This window comes from Muribaculum intestinale, from assembly GCF_002201515.1.
In the GTDB taxonomy this organism is placed as follows: Bacteria; Bacteroidota; Bacteroidia; order Bacteroidales; family Muribaculaceae; genus Muribaculum; species Muribaculum intestinale.
Map to the genome: position 1 here is coordinate 83,798 of NZ_CP021421.1, position 25,882 is coordinate 109,679.

The following is a 25,882-nucleotide window of genomic DNA, read 5'->3' on the forward strand; positions in this document are numbered from 1 at the left end:
GAGGATATGTTAAGAGATTATTTTGTCAATAAGTTGTAAACCACAATGGCATTGTTATGTCGTTCATCATGAGACGAATAAAGTAATGTCACTACAGATTTCTGTGCAAGAAGATGTCGCAATGCCCCGAACGAAGGGCTGGTCTCCAGTTCTTTGGAATATCGAGTCTCAAATTCAGACCATCGGTTATCGGGATCCGCATGAAACCATTCGCGGAGTTCTGTGGACGGCGCGATATCCTTATCCCACAAATCATAATGGAAAGTCTCGTGCGAGAGACCTCTCGGCCAAAGTCTGTCTATATATACCCTGAAGCCGTCTTCCGGAGAAGCGGGTTCGTAAGCCCGTTTTAATTGATATTGTGTCATAAACTGTGATATTACATATATTTACTATCCAATTTCAACACCTGTACCCGCTGTATGGTTCATAATTAATAATGCGTCATGAGAATTGAATTTTATTTGAAACAAAGCATACAACAAAACTTGATATTAGTAGAACCCCATTGAAAAATGACTGCATGAAACAGGGTCGAGAGGAATAGTCTGGCTGACAGACCCGAAGGAACTACCGGGCAAAATTAGCGTCCGCCTCTTTCGGACTGCAAGGCCGGGCCTATCGGTTTCGGGAAAAATCATCCTCGCTTCGCTCCGGTATTTTTCCCGAAAGCCTTGCATTACCGGAGTCGGCCGCTGTAATGCCCTTGTAGTTCATCGGGCTGCCAAGCCCGGATATTCAATAATAAATTAAAAAAGAAATGACTATGAGACAGGCTATCATGACAGCGGCACAACCGGCGGTTACAATCCCGGTGCCGAAAAAAAGAATCGTCCGGATTGAAAGAGCGGAAATCAAGCTCCCGTCACGCAGGACAGGGGGACCGGTGCATATCTCCACCATCCTGGATCCTATAATGGAGATAAGCCGCCATCCTGACCGTAACAGGCTTCTCGCAGAATTCTTCAAGGGATGAGCGCAGGCAATAACCGGAAATATTCACACTAAATACGATAAGAATATGTTTTTTCAATCAATGAACCCTAACGTGGATATCACGTTGGTCATCCGCAAGTCCGCCGACGGGCGCATGGCAGTGTCGGTGCTACCGAAGTCCAACACTCTCAAGGATGAGGCGCAGAACAGCATCGTGCCGTTGACACTGAACGGCACACCCGAAGAACTTGACACCGGCTTCATGCAGGTGGTGGGACGTCCCATGCAGAAGGCGTCGGGACTGATCTCCAACATTGCGCAGTTCGAGGCGCAGGCCGACAAAGCCGCGTCATCGAGCAAGGGTGCTAAGGAAGCCAAGGCGAAAGAATCCAAAGAGGACAGGGAGAAGCGCGAGAAGTATGAGAAAAATCTCAAGAAGGCGGAGGAGCATATCGCCGCCAAGAGACATAAGGAGGCCGTGGACGCACTTACCGAGGCACGCAAGTACGCCAAACCCGACGACTTGAAGACAATCGACGAGCGGCTTGACGAGCAGAAGAAATTAGTGGGACAGGGAGATCTCTTCGCAATGATGGAGGAACCCGAGCAGGCTCAACCGCAGCAGTCCCAAGTCCAGCAACCGACACAACAGCCCGCGACGGCGCAGGTACAGCCTCAGCCAATGCCGGAACCAGTTAGAGGGTGTTTCATAACGATTGTTAATTTGCTGTAAGCCTGTTCAAGAGCATTGCCACACCTGCTATGATGACCATCTGTCGTGCGACCTCCAATGTATCCTCATAATTTCTGCATAAACGTCGGAAGTTGTCAAGCCATGAGATAGAGCGCTCCGCAACCCATCTGCCCTTTGCCGGGATAAACTTCCCGTCAGAAGAACCAGACAAAGTGATTTCCACGTTCATGCCAAAGGTATTTCTCACAAGTTCAATCAAATCTCCGCGATAGCCTCTGTCTGCAAGAATCTTCTTGATGACCGGGTGCGAGGCGGCAAGTAAAGCCAGAAGCATCAAACCGCCTTTGGAGTCATGTATGTTAGCGGTAGTTGTCTTTACATCAAGCAGATGCCCATTCTCGTCAACTGCAATCTGCCGTTTTATTCCCTTGACTTTCTTGTTGCCGTCAAAACCTTTCGGTGAGGGATATGAGGCAGCCCGCACACTTTGAGCGTCTACAACCGCAACACTTGGTTCCGGTGTCTGACCTTCCTGAAATCGCACTTCTGCGACAAGGCTGTCAAGCAGATTCTTGAACTCGCCGATAGCACTCCATGCACGGAAATAGTAATATACGGTCTGCCATGCCGGAAAGTCATGAGGTAGATTACGCCATTGACAGCCGGTCTTGTCCACATATAGAATGGCATCAAAGACAAGGAAAAAATCATATTTGCTCGTCCAATTATCCATTGGAATTGTTTCTTTTATGAAAGCTTTCTGTGCTTCTGTTAAATCAGAGGTGTACATTTCTAAATTCTTTCTTATAATTGTCAACAAATAAACAATTTAGAAATGTCCTCTCCTTTAGCAGAGGCATTTTTTTGATGGACTATCTTAACAGTTGTTATGAAACACCCTCTTAAACCGGTTCGACAACCGACCGTTCAACAGCAAGCTGCACCACAACATCAGTCCGCCATGCCACAGCAGGAAATGCCGGCGCAAGCCGCACACCCCGCTCAACAGCCATACGGCAACCCCGGACAGGGATATGATGGTCAATACGGATATCCGCAACAGCCGATGGGATGGCCGCAACAGGCACATCCCAAAGGAGGCTATCCTCAATATGCACATTCAAATGGCGGAATGATGCCGCCAAACGAGGGGCAGAACGCCGCGTATCCTCCCAACGGGCAGCCACGGTATGCGCAGCAGCCTATGTCGTTCGATCACGACATGGCGGCTCATGCGCCGAGAATGGCGGATCCGGATGACGCGCCTCCTTACCGGCCGGAGGAATATGCGGAATATCCCGACTTCCCGGCATCAATGTTACAAGGAAATTATGCACAACCCCAAATGATGTAAGACTATGGCACTCGAAATCACAGGAATCAAACGCGTGTTCACTTTCAAGAAAGGGACAGCCACAATCACACTCGACGACCCCAATCCGTCGGACAGCCCCGAAATGGTGATGGGATTCTATTCCAATACCTATCCCGAACTGACAACCGCCACGGTACACGGTCCCACCATGAAGGACGACGCGGCGGTCTATGAGTTCAAGACCACAATCGGAACCAAAGGATAAGAACCAATGCCCGTAAAACCTAAAAAAGAGAACCAATGCAGACTCCTGAGCGAATCACAGTCGGAACAGCTCGCAAAGCTACTCATAAGTCAGACAGAGAGGCGCTATCATTACGGAGTGAACCGGCAAAGAAGAATTACAGCGCCCAGCGGTGCTGTAATTCTTTTCTGAAAACGACCTTCCAGAGTACCGTACCTTCTTTCATAATCAAGGATTATGGAGAGGATACATTCAACATAATCACGCAGGAGAACTATGATTTCCTGCGTGATTCTTATTTCCGGTATGCGGAATTGTTGAATGTGAAGGTCGATCATACACCCGGCAAGACTCTGAATGAGAGCATCAACCATCTGTATTATGAAATGCAGACCATTCTCTCCGACAATATTGGACTGAATATCGAGATGTATGACAGCAGGCTTCATTTTACACTCTGGAAATGCCACAGGTGGGGAACCTGCAAGCTGTATTATTTCCCGGTGAAATTTCTGACCCGAATCAACAACGGGCTTAGGCGCATAGCCATATCGTTCCTTAACAAGTTTATGCACGCCAACCGAATCGGTTCAATATTGGACTGCGATGAACATGACTGTATAATGGAATGTGTCCTTATGGATTATGATACTAACGAGGCAGACAAAGAAATTATCAGGGACAGGAAGCGCATAGAGTCATATCAGTCAGGAGCAATACACAAACTGCTCAGACGTGTTGAAAGTAAGTCATATCATAACGACATACACACGGCGTTGCACGGTTATAAACCCGTTAACGCATGGGAATCAAAATTTATAGATGCCATGCTGGATGGAATGGAATTCCTTGAACCGAAGAAACCGATAATGCATTATGCCTATGACCCATATTACGATAATGACCCGGACATACGTCCGGTGGGTCTGCACCGTCAGATCTGCATTGTCTATGAGGAAGATGACATAGTCACCAGGACACTGATTGACTTCATAAACTCGGATTATCAGGAATCGTATGAGATAATACCGGTGACAACTATGAAACTGACTCCAAAAACGGAGTCACTCTTCAAAATATCGGATGAGTATCCCGAACGGTTCTTCCAATGGTCCGATAAGTTCATTAACATAATAAGTAATCTTGAATCATGACGAATTCCAACCAACTGACTCGGGAGATAAGCTCCGTGATATATCCCAAAGCCGTTCTCATCGCCTATGTCAGCGAGGACGAGAAGAAACATTTCCTTGAGATGCGTGCAATAGATAAAAAGGGTAATATGGGTGAAGGACGCCCTGTAACCTTGGAGTTCATGAACGATCTTGTGAGGAATTATTCGGAAGTCCACAACGGCACTCCATGCGGGATGTTGCCGTCAAATCTGCTGTATTGCGACACTCGCAAGGGGTCTGAACGGTACGTATGGTACAATCCGCCGCAAAGACGAATGATGTATTTTGTGGAAAGCCTGAAGATTGAAAATGCGGAATATAATGTTCCGGGAGTGATCTATGAATCAAAGGAAGGTGGCGGAATGAACGTGTATGCCTTCAAGGGAGAAGTCCCAACTCCGGAGACAAAACTGTATGCCGCCCCGTTTTTCAACGTCACGAGCACCATTGTGTGCATGGGGAATCCGAAAATTGAGAGTCCGAGGCAACCGACATTCGGAACATTTCTGGAATATCTTGAGAAAAGGTTCTGGCTGACGGAGTTCTCACACTTGGGCGGAGGCCGTAACCCAACGAAATCCAATCTTGTGCTGGTGACAAAGGCCGCACGTGACAAACCGTTCAACCTCAATGAACTTATACCTCTGAATAATCTTAAACTAAAAGACCTTATGAAATGAAACGTGTACATTATATTCACAACTACCTGCTCAATCCACAGCATCCGGTTACGGTAAATCTTATAGGTGTCGGCGGCACGGGCTCACAGGTCCTCACAAATCTCGCCCGGCTCGATGTGACACTGAGGGCATTGAACCATCCCGGTCTGTTCGTGACAGTCTATGACCCCGACATAGTTACCGAAGCCAATATCGGGCGCCAGCTTTTCGGATGGTCGGATATCGGGCTGAACAAGGCGCAGTGTCTGGTGACACGGATAAACAACTTCTTCGGGAATGACTGGGCTGCAATCCCGGACTTATATCCGGTATGTCCCAAGGATGCACGAAGGGACAATATGGCCAACATAACGATTACCTGCACCGACAATGTGAAATCACGTATGGATTTATGGAAAGTGTTGAAGGCTGTACCGGAATCAGACTACACCAATCATGGCACACCGATATATTGGCTCGACTTCGGAAACTCGCAGTCAAGCGGACAGGTTGTAATGGGAACCGTGCCAAGAAAAATCAAGCAGCCGGAATCGCATCTTTATGAAACGGTAAGCTCTCTGAAAGTGGTGACACGCCTCGTGCGGTATTCAAAAGTGAAAGATAATGATTCAGGTCCAAGTTGCTCCCTTGCCGAAGCATTGGAGAAACAAGACCTGTTTATTAACTCGACACTGGCGCAGCTCGGCTGCAATCTGCTGTGGAAATTGTTCCGCCACGGTATGATAGAACACCATGGGCTGTATCTGAATCTCTCCACCATGAAAGTGAACCCAATTATATTATAAATACCATTACCTTGAAAATCGATAGTTTAATCTAAATTTTTTGCGTTATGATTCCATTATTATTTTGTAACTTCGCAAAATTAAACGATAGAAGTTAGTATGATAACCAACCGTGAAGAAGTGCTTGAAAACGCACTGCGCGTTTTCGCCAAGATGAATTATGAGAAGGCAAGTCAGGTAGAGATCGGAAAAGCCTGCGGGCTGACGAAAGCCGGGCTTGTGTATTATTATCCGATAAAGCTGGATCTTTTTGTTGCGGTTATAGATAAATACGTGTTCGGGATGCAGTCGGTGGCAAACAAGTTTCGGTTCAAGGCTGCCACCCTGTCGGAATTTATCGAACAATATATAAAAGGTGTGGAACAGACCATGCGGAAACTCATATCGCTTCTTGATGACGGCAACAATCCGGCAGGATGCAGCTTCAATTTCTATTATTACCATCTTATGATGCAGGTACGGCTTTATTATCCGGATGTGGAGGAAAAGATAGCAGGCATGTTCCGGCAGGACTACGAGTTTTGGAGAGCCGCCATACAGTCGGCAAAGGACACCGGGGAGATACGGCAGGATGTGGACATCGAGGACACTGCCATGTTGTTCCGGCAGGTGTTTTTCGGTCTGTCCTTTGAGCAGTCTTTTTTGAGGGGGCTTGACATTAAGCGTCTTGCGAGAGAACTTCACTTTGTCTATTCACTGCTAAAATCCTGATTTATTGACGAATATGAGCGGTTTTGTGTTATCAACTGCTTTTTTATGTATTAAAAACAAACCGATTGGTTTGTTTTTCAGAATTATTTCAGTAATTTTGAGCTCATAAAACAATTGTCGGCATTATGGACAAGGTACGGAAACAACGTGGCAACATCGTTCTTCACAAAGACAGGCGTGGCGGCGAGGAGTGCATCCGGGTGGATTACTCGGACTGCCAAGCCATCGCCCTGTTGCTGGTTCAGGACACCGACGTGGTGGCGATCGAGGACGGCTCCGGCTACATTCCTGCCGCCGCTTTCCGGCTGCCTGATTTCTACGACCGCTATTCACCGCACGCCTACATCGATTACAGCCGGGTTTACGTGCGGCATCCCAAACCTAAGCGTGAATACACACTGCCGAAAGGCTACCTCGAACTGCTGGAACAAAAGCGTTACAGCCCCTCGACCGTCAAAACATACCGTGCCTATTTCAGTGACTTCATGGAATATCACAAGGGACGGAACATCGACCGTCTGAAGGTTGCCGACATCAACCGCTACATACTCTACCTTGTGAACGAGAAGAAAATCTCGGTGTCGCAACAGAATATGCGCATCAACGCCATCAAGTTCTACTATGAGCAGGTGCGTGGCGGCAAACGGCAATACTACGGCGGTATCACCCGTGCCAAAGAGTACAAGAGCCTGCCCGAAGTGTTGAGCCGCAACGAGGTGCGGCGCATTCTTTCATGCCTTGCAAACCGCAAGCATCGCTGTATGATTTCGTTGATTTATTCCGCAGGATTGAGAAGGAGCGAGTTGCTTAACCTCACTCCGCAGGATATTATGAGCGAACGTATGCTGATTCGCATTATGGGCAAGGGCAAAAAATGCCGCTACTCGCTGCTGTCGGAGAAGGTATTGTGCGAACTTCGGGAATATTTCAAGGAATATCGCCCGCAAAAATGGCTGTTCGAGGGCGAAACACCCGGAGAGCAATATTCGGCAAGTGCATTGGTGAAAGTGTTGAAGGAAGCCGCCGATCGTGCAGGCATCAAGCACCGGGTACACGTACACATGCTCCGCCACTCCTTTGCCACTCACCTGCTGGAGCAGGGAACGGACCTGAGAACCATACAGGAGTTGTTGGGACACAACGACATCAAGACTACGAGCATCTACCTTCATGTTACAAGTGCCCACAAGTCGAGCATACCGAATCCGCTTGATTCATTGGACGATTCATGAATGTTGTTCCGTCATTATTATAGTGAGAGCAAGAAAGAATAGATTACGGCAATGTTTGATATGATACATCAATAAATGAAAAAAGAGGTCAGATACATAACAAGAAAGTCAATCAGGAACATACAAATCTGTTGTATATGGATGTATGTATTTTTTTCGGGAGTTCGAGTGTACGCCTCGACTACCGCAGACTCCGTGTATTTCCACATAAAGGCAGACACAATACGGGAAATCCGTGCGGGACAAGTGGTGGAACTGACGTATGCTTTGGTCAATTCCCAGTTCGACACGGCTTCTTATCCGGTATTCAATGACAACATTGAAGTGGTGAGTGGTCCGAAACAACATAAATGTAGCAGTTACACAATTGTGAACGGAGTGGGAAGCAAGAGTGATGAAACCTGTTTCAGCTATCTTGTGCGGTTCAGGAAAAGCGGCGAGATTCAGCTCCCTGCCGCATCTGTAACGGTAGGGAACCGTACCTATACCACTCCTGAATGTCGTGTGCATGTAAATTCTGCCGGAGTGGACAGAAAAAGATTGAAATGCAGTTTGAATGTGGAGCAACTGGTCGGAGATTACGTGAGATACTGTGCCACCCTTACCTGCAATACTCGTCCCGATCAGAATCCTCCGTTGTTGTCAATTAACGGGGAAACAACCCGTCCAAGCAGCACATCCTATTCAGGTTCAGAAGGCAAGGAAGAATATGTTTACCGGTATTATTTTAACAGCGAAGGCTATAAAGTAGCTTGCGAGAAACTGACCTTTGGAGGGAAAGCATATAAACTCCGACCACGAAAGTGCAAAAAGAGGCATTAACAAAAGGTGCAGCTATTAGAGATTAGGAAACACACCTGCCGGGTGACGTTTACCACAATAAACAGCACCTACGGGTGATCTTACAAATACATTAATCGCTTGAATGAAAAATAACTAAATATGAAAAAGAATATTACTTATTTTGGAGAAGTAGAAATCAACTCTCCCCAAGAAACAAATGAAGTAAAGGTTACAATTGACAGTCACCAGATAGAATTAGATTTGAATTTCTATGATGGTGTGCCGTAATATGATTGGGTAGCTGAATACGAAAACTATACCAAGGGCTTAAAACAATATAAAGCAGATGTAGAAGCTGCCATTCGTTCAGATTACGAAGATGGAGGTGATGTAAAGGAGTATATTGATTTTCATCTTGAAGAATTGGATGCTTCTATAATAGATAAGGTTTTGGCAAGTACAGATGCTTCCAAGCCCAAAGAAGAAAGGTTACTCTCTGCCTTGAAATTAGTCCGCATCGGCTTCTATCCCGGCGAGGAAAACTATGCTGTATGGGATTATAGCATAGGACGCGAAATTGCAGATATGTTGGTGGTTGTCAATACTGATAGCACAGGCAAAATTAACTATGTAACATGGGAGAGTTGAAAAGCGATTAACAAGCGAATGAGCTGCCCTAACGGTCAGCTATTCGCATCCCATTACCAATAATATAGAACAGATATGGAAACAGAACTAAAAGAAACTATACAGAATTTATTGCTTCAATTCATGCAGAATATGCACGAGTGGGAAGTGATGTGTAATGATATTGCAAAGCAGAATGAACTTTCATTCGAAGAACAGTTTAACAAGCAAAAAGAATTGGTATCAAAAATCTTTTTGAACTACTGCACTTCTCGTGAACGCAAGAATAGCAGACCTACTACTATATCTTATGGCAATGAAGGTTCTTATGAATATGATATTGATGAAGAGAAAATAACCGATATTGTAGAAGAAGGAAAGGACAGAATTGTAGTTCACACATACAGAGAAGTGCCTATGCAGGAAAAGAAGCAATACATATTCTTGTTTAAAAAAGGCAAATGGCTTTTGGATTCTAAGAAAAGATATTCTTCATGGAAGCAAAAATGGCTATCTGTTTCCCTATAAATTATATTGGTAACAAGCCAAGTTAGCTGCTAAACGCAGCTCCTTGTCAAACCATTAATAACAACTTAAAGATGAACATAAAAAACAAGATATACCATATAGCCTATTTTCTCCTATTTGGAATAATAGTGGGTATTTTAAGGTGGTCTATATGTATAGTAGATACAAATGGAACAATGGATTTCACCCCATTTCTACAAACGTTCTTGTTGATAGTCGCATTGTTATTGTTTGTAATCTTAGATATTATTTTGCATAAAATAGCCTTGAGAGCGATTTCGATTACCATTCTATTGTGTTTCAATATATGGTCATATATCTACTATTTCAAAATGGAAGAATTGCAAGAATATTGGAGTGGACTTAAATATTCACCTTATGACGCATATCTTCCGCCCAATATTGATGATTTCATTTTTGTATGGTTGGCGAGCCAAATTCTTGTTTTTTATTTATTCTTGACAATATGTATTTCATATCTATTGAAAAGAAAAGAGTTATTAACGAAGCAGGATAACGGACAAGCCGTTCCCTGCTAACCATTAATGGTAATTAGGTATGATAGATTATTTATTTTTCAAATTTTATAGGCTATGGAAATACAGTTCTATTCCCGAAATAGCTGTTTATGCGGCTTTATTATTTCTTACCATATTTCTGAATTGCAATATTCACACAATATGGGGAGTATTGGAACAATATAAAATTGCGCCATATCCAACCGAAACGATGTATTATGTGTCTTTGGGGCTTATATTCATTCTTTTATGTGTTCGTTTCTATTGGCACAAAAGGTATAAAACAGTCATAGATAAGTTTAATGAAAAGCCTAATAAAAATAATCTATTGATACTTATATTATATATTTTCCTTTCGTTGTTTCTCTTTGTTTTAGAGGCTTTTTATAGCAAAGGAAAAATATAAATATACCATTAACGAAGCAGGATAACGGGCAAGCCGTTCCCTGCTAAACCATTAGCATCGAAAAACAAATAGGATTACAATGAAAATATTTAGTACAGCGCCAGAAGGTAATGAAATGGCAGAATTAGAAAATGCTCGATACATCAATTTGGCATTAAAGCAGATTGACGAAAATATTGAATGGCTAAAAACGGCTAATAAGCCAACTCAAGCAGTCTTAACTCATATAGATATATTAGTTATGTTAGCTAAAAGATTTACGGTTGATGCTAATTTGCTAATCAAAAAAGAGAAAGTTCAGGAATGGAAGAATGTTTTTAACGATTGGTTTGAACGTTGTGGCAGTAAAATTCCTGCTAAATTTAGAGATGGCATTAAAGCAAATGGAGATGAGCTTTTTAATGAGTTAGAACAATATGGGCACTAATAATTTTAAGGAACAAATAAAGCCGTTCTTTTGGGTAGAGCATGAATCAACAGTTTCAGTATGTCTGAATGTTGGTGAGTATAAAACAGAAATCTTCCAATCAAGAGAGGATGAAGGGTTTGAAGGAAACGGCTACGATTGGGAATCCTTAGCTCGTGTTTTTATCGAAGAACAAGCACCGAATTTCGTTGAAAGTGTTGATTTTGATTCAGAGGGAAGTATGTTTTGCGCTTACTCCGAAGATAAAGAAGCCTTGAAGGAGTTTATTCTGCAATTCAAGAAAGTATGTGAAAATGAGGTGCTGATTATGGATTTGTTCTCTCGTACAGAATTGGATTAAAAATGATGCTAACAAGCACCTGTTCCGCCTAACGGCGGCAAGCTGCAACCCATTAGCTGTAATAGAAGCATGAAAAAGATTATTTTCTACATATCGGCAATTCTGTTTTGCTTGCCTATACAAGCACAACAGCGTTTCTTCGGTGTCATTCAGGATGCAGACGGATATACAAATGTACGTGATACAAGTGGAACAGTGATAGGCAAATTACTGGATAATCATGTATTTGCCGATTGGGATGCACAAAAGAACCATAAAGAATGGCATAGCGTAGAATATGGAGCAGAAACGGGCATAACCAAGACTTGCCCGAATGGAAATACCCATACAGGAGATATCCATAAAAGCCGCATCCGTTATTTGGTAGATTTGCCACAGTTGAAGAAACAGCCGCAAAGTACGGATAAATGCCTTGTATATGCCAACGACACATTAACCGTAAAGATAGACTTCCAAAATTTTAATCCACAAAAACATGCCATTGTTTATGATTTGGAAGCAGGTTTTGTTCGGAGTATTGACGGTTGTTCTGACTTGACAGGCATAGATGACAATATTCCGCATGAAGAATACGCATCTGTCACCGTCAAGCACCCTGCCGGAATATTGGAATTTCCAACAGCATATATAGCACATCTATACGAACCGAGCCGAAACAATGTTGTCGTGGCATTGGGTAAAGGAAACTCACTGTTCATCAGCACGCAGAACAGTGACGGTGCAGGCGGATATTATGCCGTATGGACAGTAGAAAATTATCTTGTTAAAAGTCTGTTTGTGTTACATGACTTTTGACTAAAATACAGCTAACAACGCAGGATAACGGACGAGCCGTTCCCTGCTAACCATTAGTTGCAAATTAAAAATCAAATAGAATGGAAAATGTTGATAAAATATGCCCTATTTGCAGAAAACATTCCATAACTCTACCAAACGGAGTATGCCCTGTCTGCTATGATAAAGTGAAAACACAAGCAGATTGGAATACTACCGAATGGGGTAAAATAGAAAATCATGGAATTGATGCAATTATAGTGTTGGCAAAGTATATCTTAGATGAAATAGAAGATGACGACCAACATCAATGGCATCAACGTCGAATATGTTTTATGCAAGATATGGTAGAGCATTTGGATAAACAATATTTTCCTAATGCTACTATCCAACAGATAAATGACTTTGCACACTCGGCTGTTGATTTTTGGAAAGGAAAAATAACCAGTCAAGAAGCAACAGAGCAACTTCAATCCATGCGTAAGGTTCTGCAAAAGGATATTATGAAATTATCTGATTGGGAACCGAAAGATTTTCTGCTTTGGATGATGATGCCGAAAGATGATTTTGATTGGATGTGGGACCAGTGGTTTGAGTGCATTCATGCTTGTATTCCCGACAAGTGTAACGATGAGTTGTGGATAAGAATGTTTCATAAACATTTTCCAAATGAAATCAAAGCATGGGTAGATAATAACAATAACGATGCAACTAACAAAGCGTGATAACGCTTCACAGCGTTCCCCGCTAAACATTAGATGTAATATGCAAGTGATATGAAAGCAATATTCAACCATTTCAATAGTCTTGGCGGACTATACAATGTAAGCCAAGAGAACTTATTAGATACTCGGATATTTAATGACGAGATTAAATTAATCGAAGAGTATCTGAAAAGAGATATTCCCAAACTCTTGTGGAATATCCTAAAAAAGTATCAGGGACATGGCTTTAATGATGAAGTTGGTTTTAATGTAACGACAAACATTCCTATACTGGGAAATTCCACATTCTTAGAGTTTGGTCAATTCCTCTCTTTATGTCAAGAAGCATCCTTATATCTACTGGATATATTAGAGAATAATTCGGATATTTTCGGACACGATTTCTTGCCGTTTGCGGAAGCTACTCCGGGTGATTACATTGCATTAAATATCAGTGAACAATCTGTGTATTTCATTTCACATGATTTTTCTGATAATGAACAATCACAGATTAAGATTGCAAATTCATTAAAAGACTATTTCCTACACCTATGTAAGCATACAGAAGAAAACAGGATATTAGAAAAAACACCAAGAATTACATCGGTTGAATATTCCAATGACTTGTTATCACTTATGCAAAAATGGAAAAACAAAGAAACATCTAACAAGGAAAGATAACCCCTGAACGGTGTTCCTTTCCAAGCCATTAGCATTAACGTGCAACTTAAAAAGTAAGTATGAAGATAGTAAATAGGACATTACTTTTTCTTGCAACGCTTTTTTGTAGTTTGGATAGCGTGAAAGCAAGCACATTGCTGCAAGATACTATACGGGATGCAACCTACCAGCTTTATCCGTTAGGGGTTGCTTGCCGCAACAATGATATGGAAACCATTAAACAGTTGCTGGCAGCAAAAGATGAACCTATGGCAATGGGTAACGATTGTTACGAGTTTGATATACTCTATACGGCAATCTACTTTGACAAAGAAGATGTACTAAAATATGCCCTTACCAGATACAAGGACATAAACGATAGAGTATATAGCGATGAGTATGGACTTACGCTCCTGACATACGCCTGCAGATTGTCTAACGTAAAGTTAGCCCATATCTTGCTGGAGCATGGCATTAACGTAAATGGTTGCCAAAGTCCATGCGACACCTATAGAGTATATCCGATTATGGAAGCCATTGCCAATAATAACATAGAACTGGTGAAGTTGCTTTTAGAATATCATGCAGACCTTGATATAAAAGATAGTAACGGCAGCACCCCTCTTGCTTTGGCTAAGGAGACAGGTGCAAAAGAGATTGAAAATTTACTTTTGCAATGGATGAAACAAAAAAATAATGCTAACAACGCAGGATAACGGACAAGCCGTTCCCTGCTGAACCATTAGCATCGAAGAATAAGAAAAATATAATATGAAGATATTTAGTACAGCACCAGAAGGAAATGAGCTTGCAGAAGCTGTTGGAGTTGATTATATAAAATTCTCCATTTCAATGATGGATGAATTTATTGATTGGATGAAAACAACCAAAGAGCCTTCTCAGCCAATATTGGCAATTATTGATATGCTGGTAATACTGGCAAAGAAATACCCCATTGATGCTAATCTGTTAATTAAAAAAGAGAAAGTTCAAGAATGGAAAAATGTTTTTAACGATTGGTTTGAACGTTGTAGCAGTAGAATTCCTGCCAAGTTTAGAAATGGAATTAAAGCAAATGGTGATGAACTTTTTAAAGAATTAGAACAATATGGACATTAATAATTTTGCAGCGGCTATTGAACCTTTCTTTTGGGTTGAACATGAATCAACAATTTCGGTATGTCTGACTGTTGGCGAGTATAAAACGGAAATCTTTCAATCAAGAGAAGATGAAGGATTTGAAGGTAATGGCTACGACTGGGAGTCACTGGCTCGTGTCTTTATTGACGAACAAGCACCAGAGCTATCCGAAAGCATTGATTTCGATTCGGAAGGAAGTATGTTCTGTGCTTATTCAAGTGATAAAGAGGCTTTAAAAAAGTTCATCTTACAGTTTAAAGAAGCATGTGAAAATAAAAAATTAATAATGGACTTATTCTCCCATGCTGAATTGGATTAAAAGAACGATGCTAACAAGCACCTGTGCCGCCTATAACGGCGGCAAGCTGCATCCCATTAGTAATAACTTGATAAACATAAACGAAGTATGAATATAAATGAGATTATTTCTAAAATCAACAATATGAATCTTCAATCCGAAGAAGATTTGCAAGAGGTAGAATCTGTTTTAACTGAAATGGATAATGCTTTAATCGAGCCTTTATTTAGATTGCTTGAAAGGCATCCACATTTCAACTTTGGCAATCCCGGTCGTATAGTCCATTATTTGGAAAAACTTGATAATAATAATTATGCTCCTTTTTTATATGCTTCTATTCGTAGAGTACCTACTGAATATAATATATGGATGCTTAACAGATTCTTAAACTCTCTTGACACTTCCGAAAAATCAGAAGGTATAGTGATTTTAGAAGAAACATTGCAGAAAGATATTGATGAAGGACTTAGAGATTGGGTGAATGAATGTTTGGATGAACAGAAAGAGGAATGAATTATTACTAACAAGCCAAGTTAGCTGCTAAACGCAGCTCCTTGTCAAGCCATTATAAACAATGGCTGAAAATAGCTTAATTCGTTAAAATAGAGTTCATCATGCTAATAGAACAATTTTCATATTTCACTTTTAGTTGTTTTCAATGCTCGTTAGAGGACATTGTAAAAACTTTAAGTGCTGATTTCTTAGAGAATGGCAGTCGAAAGTTATCGTTTAGACCATTCGTGTTTGATTTGTATGATAATAGTCCCTTAAAAGGTGGAGTGCATTTTGAGAAAGCATATTTCTTTGCACCTGCAACAAATAAAAATATCAGCGTTATGTATTCCAACTACTCGGACGGTTGGAATACTTTGGTTCGTTGCTTATCTTCAAAATTACAATGCGATTGTTACAATTTTCAAATCACTAATATAGATAGCTCTGATAGCATGAACTCTTTTCAATTCATACAAAATGGAATAGTTGTTAGGACTGTATATGCTATGAAAGACCCTAAATGGATTTTTTATGAAAATGGTATTGTCCAGTGGTTTGAAGATGAAAGCTATTATAAACGTAGGCTTATCAAAAATAGAGTGAATAAAGACATCCTACTATCGTATTGTACAAAACTGGGATTTGCAATAACAGAAGCTAAGTTTTGGGAAAGTAAGGATGCTATTTTATTTGAACGAATACAATAAGCTATTTTTCAAATCCAAATTGAGTTTATAACAAGGTCGAGTTAACAGCTAAACGCTGTTCCTCACCAAACCATTAGCTGTAATAGAAGCATGAAAAAGATTATTTTCTACATATCGGCAATTCTGTTTTGCTTGCCTATACAAGCACAACAGCGTTTCTTCGGTGTCATTCAGGATGCGGACGGATATGTAAATGTACGTGATACAAGTGGAACAGTGATAGGCAAATTATTGGATAATCATGTATTTGCCGATTGGGATGCACAAAAGAACCATAAAGAATGGCATAGCGTAGAATATGGAGCAGAAACGGGCATAACCAAGACTTGCCCGAATGGAAATACCCATACAGGAGATATCCATAAAAGCCGCATCCGTTATTTGGCAGATTTGCCACAGTTGAAGAAACAGCCGCAAAGTACGGATAAATGCCTTGTATATGCCAACGACACATTAACCGTAAAGATAGACTTCCAAAATTTTAATCCACAAAAACATGCCATTGTTTATGATTTGGAAGCAGGTTTTGTTCGGAGTATTGACGGTTGTTCTGACTTGACAGGCATAGATGACAATATTCCGCATGAAGAATACGCATCTGTCACCGTCCAGGGCTGGCGCATGAGATTTAACTCAAATTCAGTCAAAAATTCACCTGATTATGTGAAATAAACTTTCAGATATTGCATATATTGCTGAAAATGGATATATTAGAGGTATGCAAATAGAAATTTTCAGCAAAGTAAAAGACCCGCGCGACTTGGGCAAGGTTAAACATGAGCTCGAGGATGTGCTCCGAATGGCACTCATCGGCGTGTTGTGTGATTGTGAGGACTGTGACGACATATCGGATATGGTTACAGACCGAGAGGAAGAATTCAAGGCCGCCGGATTGCTGAAGCTTAGCAACGGCGTCCCGTGTGGTGACACGATACTTCGTGTTGTAGAGTCTGTCAATCCCGCTCAGCTCCGGGCAAGTCTTGATTGCTGCCGAGGCCACATAATCGAATCCCTGTGCGGCAATCAGGTCATCATTGACGGTAAGAAACTGCGGGGTGAAAATCCCAGGAGTCCCGGATGCCACGGACTGTATATCCTCAATGCGTGGGTATCTGAAACAGAAATCTGCGTTGCCGAAAAGCCGGTGGATGGCAAGACCAACGAACTTACGGTTCTGCCGTCCGTATTGTCCTCTTTATGGCTTACAGGGGCATTGGTTTCAGTCGACGCAATGGGGACCCACCGTAATATCGCAGAACAGATCATGCTCCAGGGCGGCGACTATCTGATGGCGCTTAAAGACAATCAGCCGATACTCAAGAGCTTGACGGAAAGTATCTTTAGTAGGACTACTCCATTATCGGTATACACAACCGAGGAAAAGGGGCACGGAAGAGTTGAGAAGAGAACCTGTTCAATTATGGATACGACACTTTTGGAACAGGAGGGAATGTACGAGAAGTGGCCCGGTCTTAAACGTATCATAAAGATGGAGCGTGAGCGTACTGAGAACGGTGCCCGCTCGCGTGAAACAATCTACTATCTCAGCAGCGTGGAGAAAGATGAGGCTTCTTACTATGCGATGCGTATTCGTGCGCACTGGGGTATCGAGAACAAACTGCACTGGCATCTCGACGTGACGTTTCGGGAAGATATGTGCCGCGTACGCGCCAAGAATGGCGCTGTCAATTTTTCAGCGATGCGCAAGTATGCATTGGAAATGCTTAAAAAGCAGAACGATAAACTCAGCCTTAAACGAAGACGCAAAAAATGTATGTGGAGCACTGAATATCTGTACAAAGTCTTTAAGGATAGTTAAATCTCATGCGCCAGCCCTGGTCACCGTCAAGCACCCTGCCGGAATATTGGAATTTCCAACAGCATATATAGCACATCTATACGAACCGAGCCGAAACAATGTTGTCGTGGCATTGGGTAAAGGAAACTCACTGTTCATCAGCACGCAGAACAGTGACGGTGCAGGCGGATATTATGCCGTATGGACAGTAGAAAATTATCTTGTTAAAAGTCTGTTTGTGTTACATGACTTTTGACTAAAATACAGCTAACAACGCAGGATAACGGACGAGCCGTTCCCTGCTAAACATTAACATCAATAACACTAATAAGTATGAGAACGAAAATTTATTTAAGAACGCTGCTGATAGCCTTTGTTACCATATTGGGGCTGACAGCTTGCATGAATGAAGATGAGCCAAAGGACATCACAAAAGAAGTAACGATGTATGTTTCTTCTGAAACTGGAATTATGTATGATTTATTTGATTCGGAAGGAGAATTTCCGATAGAATGTATGCTCGTCAAGGAGCAGGGAGAGGATGAATATCGTCCTTTGGCATTCTGCGGTATTCAGGGCTTCGAATATGAGAAAGGCTATGAATACGATTTGCGTGTCAATAAGACAACTTTGGCAAATCCACCAGCAGACGGTAGCATATACAAATATCAGCTTGTTCGGGTCGTAGAGAAAAGACAGGTCGGTAACCCAAACGAAGCTGAATAATGCGTACAATATGATGTTAACGAAGCAGGGTAACGGCAAGCCGTTCCCTGCTATCCCATTATAAAACAATATGTATATCAAAGAACTATCGAAAGGAATAAAAATAAAAGGTTTTAAAAAGAATAGCTTAACTTGGTTATGCCAATGTGATCCTTTTGTTTATATGTTCAGAATTGAACCAGGCAAATATTGTGATAAAAATTGGCAATATTATACTTTGGAGATAGGAATCTATTCTTCAGATGTTTTTGCTTTGTGTTGGGGTAAAGTGCCAAAGGGTAAAAGTGTAAAAAATACAGATTGTTGTTTGAGAGGTAGCATTTCTGATTTCTTTCAAGAAAATGGCGACATTGAATTTTATGAAGATGTAGATGTAAAGGAATTACAAGAAAGAATAAATTTCTTAATTGAAAAAGATATTATTCCTTTCTTTAATAAAATAAAATCATTTGAAAAGCTATATAGAATAATGCTTTTCTACGAAGAAAAGGCTATTCAACAAGAATTGCATCAAATATATATTGCTTGTATTGAATATATAATGAATAAAAAAAATGATGCTTTAATACGATTAGAGAAAATCAATAATCAAGTATGGAAGAAGAAGGCACAAGAAGTAATAATGAGAATGACTAACAAACAACTAAGTGCTGAAAACAATTAGTTGCAACCCATTAGATACAATTAGAAATGATTATACCTACTGCAATAAAGGAAATACTTGTTCATAACCATTGGGACGAATTTAATTTTCAAATGATGCAGGATTCTTACATAGACAAGTTAAGACAATCCTACTCTAAGTTTGATTATCCCTTGAATGAAAGTATTATAAGCAAGATTGCTCTATTCTATAACATGAAATTAGAACTGAACCAATCTGATATTCTTTATTTTGATGTCAAGAAAATAAAGAAATACCGCCCGGAAGCTATGCAAAAAGTGGCTTTGAAGTTAGGGGTCAATAAGGTTATCTATTTAGCAGACATTCATCCCGGCTATTTGATTGTGTGGTTAGATGAACAAGAACAAGTGTGGGCTGATTACGACAATCTTGTTTATTATTATGGCAGTGATATATTCAGTGGTATTCAAAATATTGTATCGGGCAATATTCTTGAAACTATAAAATCAGTATCTAACGACGAAAGATAGCATCTGACGATGCTCCTTTCTAACCATTATCATCAATTTGAAATTGACATTATGAACTGGTATATTTATTGGTATTTTACAATTAGGTATTTCTTCTGGGGATTACTTGGATATGGTAGAGCTGGAAATAACATTGGCTTTTTGTTTTTCCATCTCCCATTTATTGCATTGATAATGGCACTGATAGCACCAATCCATTTTGTTCATGAAGCCAAATACGTTGCTTTCCTATCTGTTTCCATCTTATTTATGCTTATAAATGAAATCGTATTTTGGGATGATACAAAAAGATACCGAAGATGGGACAACCATTACAGGAACAATAACACCAACAGGAAGAATTGTTTTTTTGTTGCTATCTCTATAATAGGCATAGTAAGTTGGCTTTTTCTCCCGCTTCTACTTAAAGACTATTATACCAATAGGTAAATTGAGTTTATAACAAAGCGTGATAACGCCTACCAGCATTCCACGCTATCCCATTACTAACAATAGTGAGATGAATAAAACAGTTCAATCCATAGTATTATTGACAGCTTTCAGTGCTTTGCTGATAGCCATTACATTATTTTGTGGTGGCTTAGGCTTTGGTCGTCTGTTCGGTATATATGGCATTATGGAATATTGTCTTTTGGGTATGCTTGTAATCATAGATATACTGGTAATCTACAAGGTCTATAAACTATATGCAATGCAACCTAAAACCATAATGTTATTGTTGGGCTTGGAATGTTGCTCTATCTTTTTGTGGCTTGCCTTTATCAGTATAGACCAAAGTCTATTGGATTGGCAAATTACAAACTTCATATTGCAAGCTGTCAGTTTAGACGGCTTCATAGGAGATGAACGGGGATTGAATATGCTTGCAGTCTTGTGCGGCATTGTTTATCCCCTTATTGGGATTGGGTGTTTATTCACCGGATTGGGATTTGTAAATAAGTTAGTAACAACGAAAGATAGCATCTGACGATGCTACCTGCTAACCATTAAACAATGAATAACAATCATTTTAGAAATATAATATTGCTGACCATGATGTCGGCATTATCGTTGGCATTTGCGGGATGTGCCACAATCCGCAAAACAGGTGCTGCTCAGGATTCACGGATTTGTCTGAGTGAAGTGAACAATTCAGGCTGTGACAGGGCTTATCGAATCATTCACGGAAAATTGCGTCCGTTGGAACGTCCGCAGGTCAGATTTGCTATAGAGAAAGCTTTGATTGAGGAGGATTCCTGCTGGGTTCTGCTCCGCGTCACAGTACCGGATCAATCCATAAGGAAGCATGAGCGGTATAATGCCTGTGTCATGCTTTCAACCGTGGATGGGATATTGAATTTCCCGGAACTAAATCTTGACAACGACAGCGGTCTTCCCGAAGCAGACGAGCGTAGCGACAGTGAGGAAACACAAGAGGACACGATTGTGGAGTCTCTTGAAATTGACGCCCGGAAAGGAAGCCCCGGATATGCCTATATGAGTTTCCGTTTCTGCTATCATCCGAGTATGGAAGGCAACGGAGCAATAATATCCATATTACCAAGTCTTGAAACAAAGCGTTACTTCTTCCAGCATTCTCCAGTGGAACTTCCCGTGTTATGGTCCTACAATCCGGCAATGTGGAAGCGGGCGCAACAGTTGCCGCAGTTCATACTGCTTGATAAAAGGCCAGAATATGTCTTACACGGTAATGAAAAAAATATGTTCAAGTAATAATAAAAACCGAAATCAATGATGCAATGGATAAAGAAACTGTTCGGGATAAGATGCTCCGAACAGATAACGGAAGAGTTGATAGAGCGTCTTCCTGCCGACAAACTCTGCCGGAAATATATAGACGGAGAACTGGCAAGCGACATGGAGAGCGAAGTGTTCGACAGCATAATGTGTGCGGTGGAACTGCACGCGGAGGTCATCAATGGCGGTTTCAACCAATACTACTACAATTCCGGTGGCGAACGTGCGCAAAAAGCCGAGGACACCTTTGTCAAGCTCGGAGCAGACCGGATCGCTGATGTCGTGAAACGAGCCAACGACCAATATGCCGCCAACCGGGATGAACTGCAATCGGTATGGGACGGAACGAAGGAAGGATTCGCCCACGGGTATAAAGAGAAGCTCTTTGATGCCTTCGATGATGAGTACTATGCCTTGATGAGGAATGACCGGCAACTCTACACGATGATAGGCACATACATCAAACAGCATCCGCAGGAGTTTCTTACAGGAATGACCGAGTGATATGTGCTGTTAAAATGAATTATTCATATGGATACATCCCGAATCCCGATCGTTTTAGGCTATATGCTGATACTTATCCTGATTGCCACCATAGGCTATGCCTATTACAATGAGGAGCAGACATTGGTTTCTATGGAAACAGAGTCTCGTAATACCAATAATGTCCGCTGTGAGATTAACCGATTGAACATGCGCCTAACATCGTTGACAATGATGGGCGAGACAGCATTTGAATGGACTGAAACAGAACGGGGGGATTATCGTCAAGAACGTATGCATATAGACAGCACACTGTGTGAGTTCAGCCGGATTTTCATTTCGGAAGCAGCCGACATAGACAGTCTCCGTATTCTTCTTGAGGACAAGGAGAAGAAATTGCTCCAGCTTGCAGAAATATACCGGCGCCAAAAGTCTCTCGGTGACGAGATGGCCAACAAACTGCCCGTGATAGCTCGCCAGATTGCCAAAGAAGAGCCAAAGAAGCCGAAGCGTAAGGGATTCCTCGGCATCTTCGGCAAAAAAGAAGAACCTGAGCCATCTACCACGACAACTATACTTAGTTTCAACCGCAGTCTTATGGCTGAGCGCAGGGCGCAGAACGAAAAACTTAAAGCACAGGCTGATAGCCTGTCACAACAAAACAGAAATCTTAATATCCGCTTGCAGAATCTGATTAGTTATCTTGACGGTAAGGCCCAGGCTGATCTCCGACAGCAGGAACTTGAGATTGCAGCTACCCGTGAAGAATCATATCGTGATATAGGTGTACTAACAGCCATTACCTTACTGATGCTGTTCGTTTCTTTTGTCATAATACACCGCGATATGCAGCGAAGAGACCGGAACAAGAAAAAACTTGAGGAAAGCATACGGCAGAACCGGTCGCTGCTTGAAATGCGCAAGAAAATCATCCTCACCATATCCCATGATATACGCGGTCCGCTCAACGTGATAAGCGGCAGTGCAGAACTCGCCATCGACACCCGCGACAAAAGGAAACGCGACGGCTACCTGAACAACGCGCGGTACCTTTGCCGCCACGTAGTCCACCTTCTTAACAATCTGCTGGATGTCTATAGGCTCAACGAAGCTAAGGAGACCCCGAACAATGTCCCGTTCAGACTGAACGTATTGTTTGACAGAATAGCAATAGGCGCGGCGCAGATAATCAATGACAAGGGGTTGCTGTTCAAGCACGATTACAGGAATATTGATGTGACGGTAACAGGAGATGAGGACCGGATAGAACAGATTGCAGACAACCTGCTGTCTAATGCCGTCAAGTTCACTCAATCCGGTTCCGTTGGAATCGCGGCTTCATACGACGGCGACCGGCTGGTTATGGATATAAGCGACACTGGTATCGGAATGTCGGAGGAAACCGTTGACCGCATATTCAGGCCGTTCGAACGTGCCGACAACGTGGAGCATATTGAGGGGTTCGGACTCGGACTTTCCATTACGAAAGGTCTGATAACCATGCTTGGCGGAACTATTGACGTGATCAGCAATGTCGGCAAAGGTACAACTTTCCATATTGCCATACCGCTTGAACTTACCGGAAATATAGAGACGGCCGATATCCAGGAAGCAAAGCCAGCCGGAGTATCGCGCCTGCCGCATAACGTGATAGTAATCGATGACGACCCGCTACAGCGTGATATCGTAAGCGAGATGCTTGAGCGCAACGCGGTCTCTTGTGCCGTATGTGCCACAGCCTCGGATGTGGTAAAGGCGATGCGTAAACGAGATTTCGACTTAATACTTACGGACATAAATATGCCAGGCACCAACGGGTTCGCATTGATCGAACTGTTGCGCAAGTCAAATATCGGCAATTCAAGGACAATCCCCATAGTGGCAATGACCGCCAGGGACGATGACGATAGCAAACCTCTGTTAAAACCGGATGCATCTTCAAGCCATTCTCGATGCAGGAACTGCTTGAACGGATATCAATGGTAATGGAGAAACCTATGGTCCCGGATGATGTACGGATTGACTTTTCACCGCTCGTTGAAAACGTGACCGAGCCGGTAAAGATATTGAAGGGCCTTTCGGAATCGACTTCCACAGAGATAGCTGTCCTGAAAAAGAATATTGGGCATGACGACAGGAATGGCGTTTCGGCCATACTACACAGGATTAAGCCCGTATGGGAAATGCTCGGTATTGAAAGCTGCCTGCAACCGTTGAGGAAATCTCTGTGGGACAGGAATTCTACACCTGCGGACATCAAGAAAACCGCCGCCGGTGTGATTACGGCAATGGAGAATCTGATTGAGAATATAAACGAAGAACTGAAGACGATAAGGGATGAAGAGCAAAATACTGATAGTTGAGGACAACGTGACCCTCTCCCAGATGCAGAAGGACTGGCTCGCACGCGAGGGGTATGAAGTCACGACAGCAATAGATGCCGTCGTGGCACGCAGGCATATACGCAAAGTGGATTTTGACCTGATACTCTCTGATGTACGCCTGCCCGAAGGGGATGGCCTGTCATTACTTGCATGGCTGAAGAAAGAGAAACCCGGAATTCCGATCGTAATCATGACGGAATACGCCTCATATCCCGATGCTGTCAAAGCCATAAAGATGGGCGCGCAGGACTATCTTCCCAAGCCGGTACATAGGGAGCGACTGTTCGAAGTTGTGAAGGAACTGGTGCATCCGGCTTTTACCATACAACATTCGCTTGAACGTCTTTTCAGGCGTGACAGCGTGAAGGCGCGTGAGGCGTTGCATCTGGCGGAGCTTGTCGCACCAGCCGATATATCGGTCCTGATTCTCGGTGCCAACGGAACCGGCAAGGAGTCTATCGCACGGACCATCCATTTCAACAGTCCAAGAAAAGACGAGCCGTTTGTCGCAGTGAACTGTGGCGCCATACCGCCAGAACTGACAGCCTCCATGTTCTTCGGCCATGTCAAGGGAGCTTTTACGGGAGCTGATGCCGACAGGAAAGGATATTTTGACGCGGCGAAAGGCGGCACACTGTTCCTTGACGAAATCGCCACGTTGCCTTATCACACACAGTCATCATTATTGAGGGTATTGCAGGAGAATGTCTATATGCCTGTCGGTGGAAACACGGAACGCCGTGCCGATGTGCGCATAGTGGCGGCAACCAACGAGGATATGGAGAAATCCATCGCCGATGGGCGTTTCCGTGAGGACCTGTATCACCGCCTCTGCGAGTTCGAGATACACCAGCCATCCCTTGCGGAATGTCCCGAAGACATCCTCCCGCTGGCAGAATTCTTCCGCAAGAAGTTTTCGGATGAGCTTCACAAGGAAACCTCCGGATTCAGCCCGGATGCCGAGCGGCTTATGCTGGCACACTCATGGAGCGGCAATATCCGCGAGCTTCAGAACCGGGTGCGCAGGGCAGTGCTGATTTCAAAGACAACCGTTATCGCAGTCTCGGACTTGAATATCCGCAAAACATCAAATGATAATGTCGCAAAAATCGTTCCTGATTTGCGCCCAATCAAAGATGACGATGCTGAAAAGCAGCTTATCATCCGCACCTTGGAATCCTGCAACGGCAACAAGACCAAGGCGGCGAGAATGCTCAACATAAATCCTACGACATTATACCGTAAGATGAATAAGTACGGTATAAAGTAACATTTATGCCTTGGCATACAGCCCTTCTCGCTACTTTTTTGTAACTTTGGGGCGTGAAATAGAAAATACAGGCAGGCGTATTCCGATATGTCCGCCTTTACATACATAAGTTCGCAAGAGTCTCAGACAGAAATCTGGCAGTTGATGTTT

At 42.6% G+C, this 25,882-nt stretch carries 36 protein-coding genes and 1 pseudogene; 35 read left to right on the top strand and 2 right to left on the bottom strand.

Going from position 1 to position 25,882, the window contains the following annotated elements; genetic code table 11:
• Positions 1 to 17 precede the first annotated feature (17 nt).
• Complete coding sequence (locus tag ADH68_RS00385) at positions 18 to 368, bottom strand: DUF488 domain-containing protein (RefSeq protein ID WP_016274754.1); 351 nt, start codon at positions 366 to 368, stop codon at positions 18 to 20.
• A gap of 398 nt (positions 369 to 766) precedes the next feature.
• On the opposite strand from ADH68_RS00385, the gene ADH68_RS00390 reads away from it, so the two are divergent.
• Positions 767 to 976, top strand: coding sequence for a hypothetical protein (locus ADH68_RS00390; protein ID WP_068962009.1), 210 nt, complete (start codon positions 767 to 769; stop codon positions 974 to 976).
• Positions 977 to 1,021: 45 nt separating this feature from the next.
• Positions 1,022 to 1,633: pseudogene (locus ADH68_RS00395) on the top strand (PRTRC system protein E); the annotation flags it as partial.
• 22 nt (positions 1,634 to 1,655) lie between these two features.
• Here the strand turns inward: ADH68_RS00395 and ADH68_RS00400 are convergent.
• Positions 1,656 to 2,420, bottom strand: coding sequence for an IS5 family transposase (locus ADH68_RS00400; protein WP_068960265.1), 765 nt, complete (start codon positions 2,418 to 2,420; stop codon positions 1,656 to 1,658).
• 171 nt (positions 2,421 to 2,591) lie between these two features.
• Here ADH68_RS00400 and ADH68_RS00405 point away from each other — a divergent pair, with 171 nt between their 5' ends.
• From ADH68_RS00405 to ADH68_RS00570, 33 genes are all read left to right on the top strand, one after another.
• Positions 2,592 to 2,984, top strand: coding sequence for a hypothetical protein (locus ADH68_RS00405; RefSeq protein WP_232321458.1), 393 nt, complete (start codon positions 2,592 to 2,594; stop codon positions 2,982 to 2,984).
• Positions 2,985 to 2,988: 4 nt separating this feature from the next.
• Complete coding sequence (locus ADH68_RS00410) at positions 2,989 to 3,210, top strand: PRTRC system protein C (RefSeq protein ID WP_016274015.1); 222 nt, start codon at positions 2,989 to 2,991, stop codon at positions 3,208 to 3,210.
• Positions 3,211 to 3,245: 35 nt separating this feature from the next.
• Entirely contained in the window at positions 3,246 to 4,343 is a 1,098-nt protein-coding gene (locus ADH68_RS00415) for a hypothetical protein (protein WP_068960264.1), read from the top strand.
• On the top strand, positions 4,340 to 5,044 hold the full coding sequence (locus ADH68_RS00420) for a prokaryotic E2 ligase family D protein (protein ID WP_068960263.1): 705 nt from the start codon (positions 4,340 to 4,342) through the stop codon (positions 5,042 to 5,044). The genes ADH68_RS00415 and ADH68_RS00420 overlap by 4 nt, the downstream gene beginning before the upstream one ends.
• Entirely contained in the window at positions 5,041 to 5,829 is a 789-nt protein-coding gene (locus tag ADH68_RS00425) for a PRTRC system ThiF family protein (RefSeq protein ID WP_068960262.1), read from the top strand. The genes ADH68_RS00420 and ADH68_RS00425 overlap by 4 nt, the downstream gene beginning before the upstream one ends.
• A gap of 99 nt (positions 5,830 to 5,928) precedes the next feature.
• Complete coding sequence (locus ADH68_RS00430) at positions 5,929 to 6,540, top strand: TetR/AcrR family transcriptional regulator (protein ID WP_068960261.1); 612 nt, start codon at positions 5,929 to 5,931, stop codon at positions 6,538 to 6,540.
• A 125-nt stretch (positions 6,541 to 6,665) separates the two neighbouring features.
• The gene (locus tag ADH68_RS00435; protein WP_068960260.1) at positions 6,666 to 7,772 is read left to right on the top strand and encodes a tyrosine-type recombinase/integrase; all 1,107 of its coding nucleotides are present in this window, start codon (positions 6,666 to 6,668) and stop codon (positions 7,770 to 7,772) included.
• A 141-nt stretch (positions 7,773 to 7,913) separates the two neighbouring features.
• A complete protein-coding gene (locus ADH68_RS00440) occupies positions 7,914 to 8,594 on the top strand; it encodes a BatD family protein (RefSeq protein WP_235606688.1) in 681 nt (226 codons plus the stop codon).
• A gap of 120 nt (positions 8,595 to 8,714) precedes the next feature.
• Positions 8,715 to 8,843, top strand: a complete 129-nt coding sequence (locus ADH68_RS14185) for a hypothetical protein (protein ID WP_256359321.1) — start codon at positions 8,715 to 8,717, stop codon at positions 8,841 to 8,843.
• A 162-nt stretch (positions 8,844 to 9,005) separates the two neighbouring features.
• On the top strand, positions 9,006 to 9,203 hold the full coding sequence (locus ADH68_RS14085; RefSeq protein WP_394364972.1) for a DUF2004 domain-containing protein: 198 nt from the start codon (positions 9,006 to 9,008) through the stop codon (positions 9,201 to 9,203).
• A 75-nt stretch (positions 9,204 to 9,278) separates the two neighbouring features.
• Positions 9,279 to 9,710: an NTF2 fold immunity protein gene (locus ADH68_RS00450; protein WP_009129244.1), complete on the top strand. Its 432-nt coding sequence runs from the start codon at positions 9,279 to 9,281 to the stop codon at positions 9,708 to 9,710.
• Positions 9,711 to 10,713: 1,003 nt separating this feature from the next.
• Entirely contained in the window at positions 10,714 to 11,061 is a 348-nt protein-coding gene (locus tag ADH68_RS00465; protein WP_068960257.1) for a hypothetical protein, read from the top strand.
• Complete coding sequence (locus ADH68_RS00470) at positions 11,051 to 11,401, top strand: immunity 51 family protein (RefSeq protein ID WP_068960256.1); 351 nt, start codon at positions 11,051 to 11,053, stop codon at positions 11,399 to 11,401. Before ADH68_RS00465 ends, ADH68_RS00470 begins: the two co-directional genes overlap by 11 nt.
• A 69-nt stretch (positions 11,402 to 11,470) precedes the next feature.
• The gene (locus ADH68_RS00475; protein ID WP_068960255.1) at positions 11,471 to 12,196 is read left to right on the top strand and encodes a hypothetical protein; all 726 of its coding nucleotides are present in this window, start codon (positions 11,471 to 11,473) and stop codon (positions 12,194 to 12,196) included.
• An 80-nt stretch (positions 12,197 to 12,276) separates the two neighbouring features.
• Positions 12,277 to 12,900, top strand: coding sequence for a hypothetical protein (locus ADH68_RS00480; protein ID WP_068960254.1), 624 nt, complete (start codon positions 12,277 to 12,279; stop codon positions 12,898 to 12,900).
• 51 nt (positions 12,901 to 12,951) lie between these two features.
• Complete coding sequence (locus ADH68_RS00485) at positions 12,952 to 13,560, top strand: SMI1/KNR4 family protein (RefSeq protein ID WP_068960253.1); 609 nt, start codon at positions 12,952 to 12,954, stop codon at positions 13,558 to 13,560.
• A gap of 59 nt (positions 13,561 to 13,619) precedes the next feature.
• Positions 13,620 to 14,255 carry an ankyrin repeat domain-containing protein gene (locus tag ADH68_RS00490; RefSeq protein WP_068960252.1) on the top strand — a complete coding sequence of 212 codons (636 nt, stop codon included), beginning with the start codon at positions 13,620 to 13,622 and terminating at the stop codon, positions 14,253 to 14,255.
• Positions 14,256 to 14,310: 55 nt separating this feature from the next.
• On the top strand, positions 14,311 to 14,658 hold the full coding sequence (locus ADH68_RS00495) for a hypothetical protein (RefSeq protein ID WP_068960251.1): 348 nt from the start codon (positions 14,311 to 14,313) through the stop codon (positions 14,656 to 14,658).
• Positions 14,648 to 14,998, top strand: a complete 351-nt coding sequence (locus tag ADH68_RS00500) for an immunity 51 family protein (protein ID WP_068960250.1) — start codon at positions 14,648 to 14,650, stop codon at positions 14,996 to 14,998. The genes ADH68_RS00495 and ADH68_RS00500 overlap by 11 nt, the downstream gene beginning before the upstream one ends.
• A gap of 87 nt (positions 14,999 to 15,085) precedes the next feature.
• Positions 15,086 to 15,490, top strand: coding sequence for a hypothetical protein (locus tag ADH68_RS00505; RefSeq protein ID WP_068960249.1), 405 nt, complete (start codon positions 15,086 to 15,088; stop codon positions 15,488 to 15,490).
• Between the two features lie 101 nt (positions 15,491 to 15,591).
• Positions 15,592 to 16,179 carry a hypothetical protein gene (locus tag ADH68_RS00510; RefSeq protein WP_068960248.1) on the top strand — a complete coding sequence of 196 codons (588 nt, stop codon included), beginning with the start codon at positions 15,592 to 15,594 and terminating at the stop codon, positions 16,177 to 16,179.
• Positions 16,180 to 16,269: 90 nt separating this feature from the next.
• Complete coding sequence (locus tag ADH68_RS00515; RefSeq protein ID WP_232321456.1) at positions 16,270 to 16,851, top strand: hypothetical protein; 582 nt, start codon at positions 16,270 to 16,272, stop codon at positions 16,849 to 16,851.
• A gap of 46 nt (positions 16,852 to 16,897) precedes the next feature.
• Positions 16,898 to 17,998, top strand: a complete 1,101-nt coding sequence (locus ADH68_RS00520; RefSeq protein ID WP_068960103.1) for an ISAs1 family transposase — start codon at positions 16,898 to 16,900, stop codon at positions 17,996 to 17,998.
• 312 nt (positions 17,999 to 18,310) lie between these two features.
• Positions 18,311 to 18,703, top strand: coding sequence for a DUF4377 domain-containing protein (locus tag ADH68_RS00525; RefSeq protein WP_068960247.1), 393 nt, complete (start codon positions 18,311 to 18,313; stop codon positions 18,701 to 18,703).
• Between the two features lie 70 nt (positions 18,704 to 18,773).
• Complete coding sequence (locus ADH68_RS00530; RefSeq protein WP_065538024.1) at positions 18,774 to 19,367, top strand: DUF4304 domain-containing protein; 594 nt, start codon at positions 18,774 to 18,776, stop codon at positions 19,365 to 19,367.
• Positions 19,368 to 19,561: 194 nt separating this feature from the next.
• Positions 19,562 to 19,858: an SUKH-3 domain-containing protein gene (locus ADH68_RS14090; RefSeq protein WP_233210212.1), complete on the top strand. Its 297-nt coding sequence runs from the start codon at positions 19,562 to 19,564 to the stop codon at positions 19,856 to 19,858.
• A gap of 51 nt (positions 19,859 to 19,909) precedes the next feature.
• A complete protein-coding gene (locus tag ADH68_RS00540; RefSeq protein WP_068962008.1) occupies positions 19,910 to 20,287 on the top strand; it encodes a hypothetical protein in 378 nt (125 codons plus the stop codon).
• Positions 20,288 to 20,357: 70 nt separating this feature from the next.
• Complete coding sequence (locus tag ADH68_RS00545) at positions 20,358 to 20,825, top strand: hypothetical protein (RefSeq protein ID WP_068960246.1); 468 nt, start codon at positions 20,358 to 20,360, stop codon at positions 20,823 to 20,825.
• A 26-nt stretch (positions 20,826 to 20,851) separates the two neighbouring features.
• Positions 20,852 to 21,571 (top strand): hypothetical protein, encoded by a 720-nt coding sequence (locus ADH68_RS00550; protein ID WP_104369553.1) that lies wholly within the window; start codon positions 20,852 to 20,854, stop codon positions 21,569 to 21,571.
• An 18-nt stretch (positions 21,572 to 21,589) separates the two neighbouring features.
• Complete coding sequence (locus ADH68_RS00555) at positions 21,590 to 22,099, top strand: DMP19 family protein (RefSeq protein ID WP_068960245.1); 510 nt, start codon at positions 21,590 to 21,592, stop codon at positions 22,097 to 22,099.
• A gap of 63 nt (positions 22,100 to 22,162) precedes the next feature.
• On the top strand, positions 22,163 to 24,064 hold the full coding sequence (locus ADH68_RS00560) for an ATP-binding response regulator (protein ID WP_161953091.1): 1,902 nt from the start codon (positions 22,163 to 22,165) through the stop codon (positions 24,062 to 24,064).
• Positions 24,064 to 24,441, top strand: a complete 378-nt coding sequence (locus tag ADH68_RS00565) for a hypothetical protein (protein ID WP_107042900.1) — start codon at positions 24,064 to 24,066, stop codon at positions 24,439 to 24,441. The genes ADH68_RS00560 and ADH68_RS00565 overlap by 1 nt, the downstream gene beginning before the upstream one ends.
• Entirely contained in the window at positions 24,416 to 25,732 is a 1,317-nt protein-coding gene (locus ADH68_RS00570; protein ID WP_068960244.1) for a sigma-54-dependent transcriptional regulator, read from the top strand. Before ADH68_RS00565 ends, ADH68_RS00570 begins: the two co-directional genes overlap by 26 nt.
• The last annotated feature ends 150 nt before the right edge of the window (positions 25,733 to 25,882 follow it).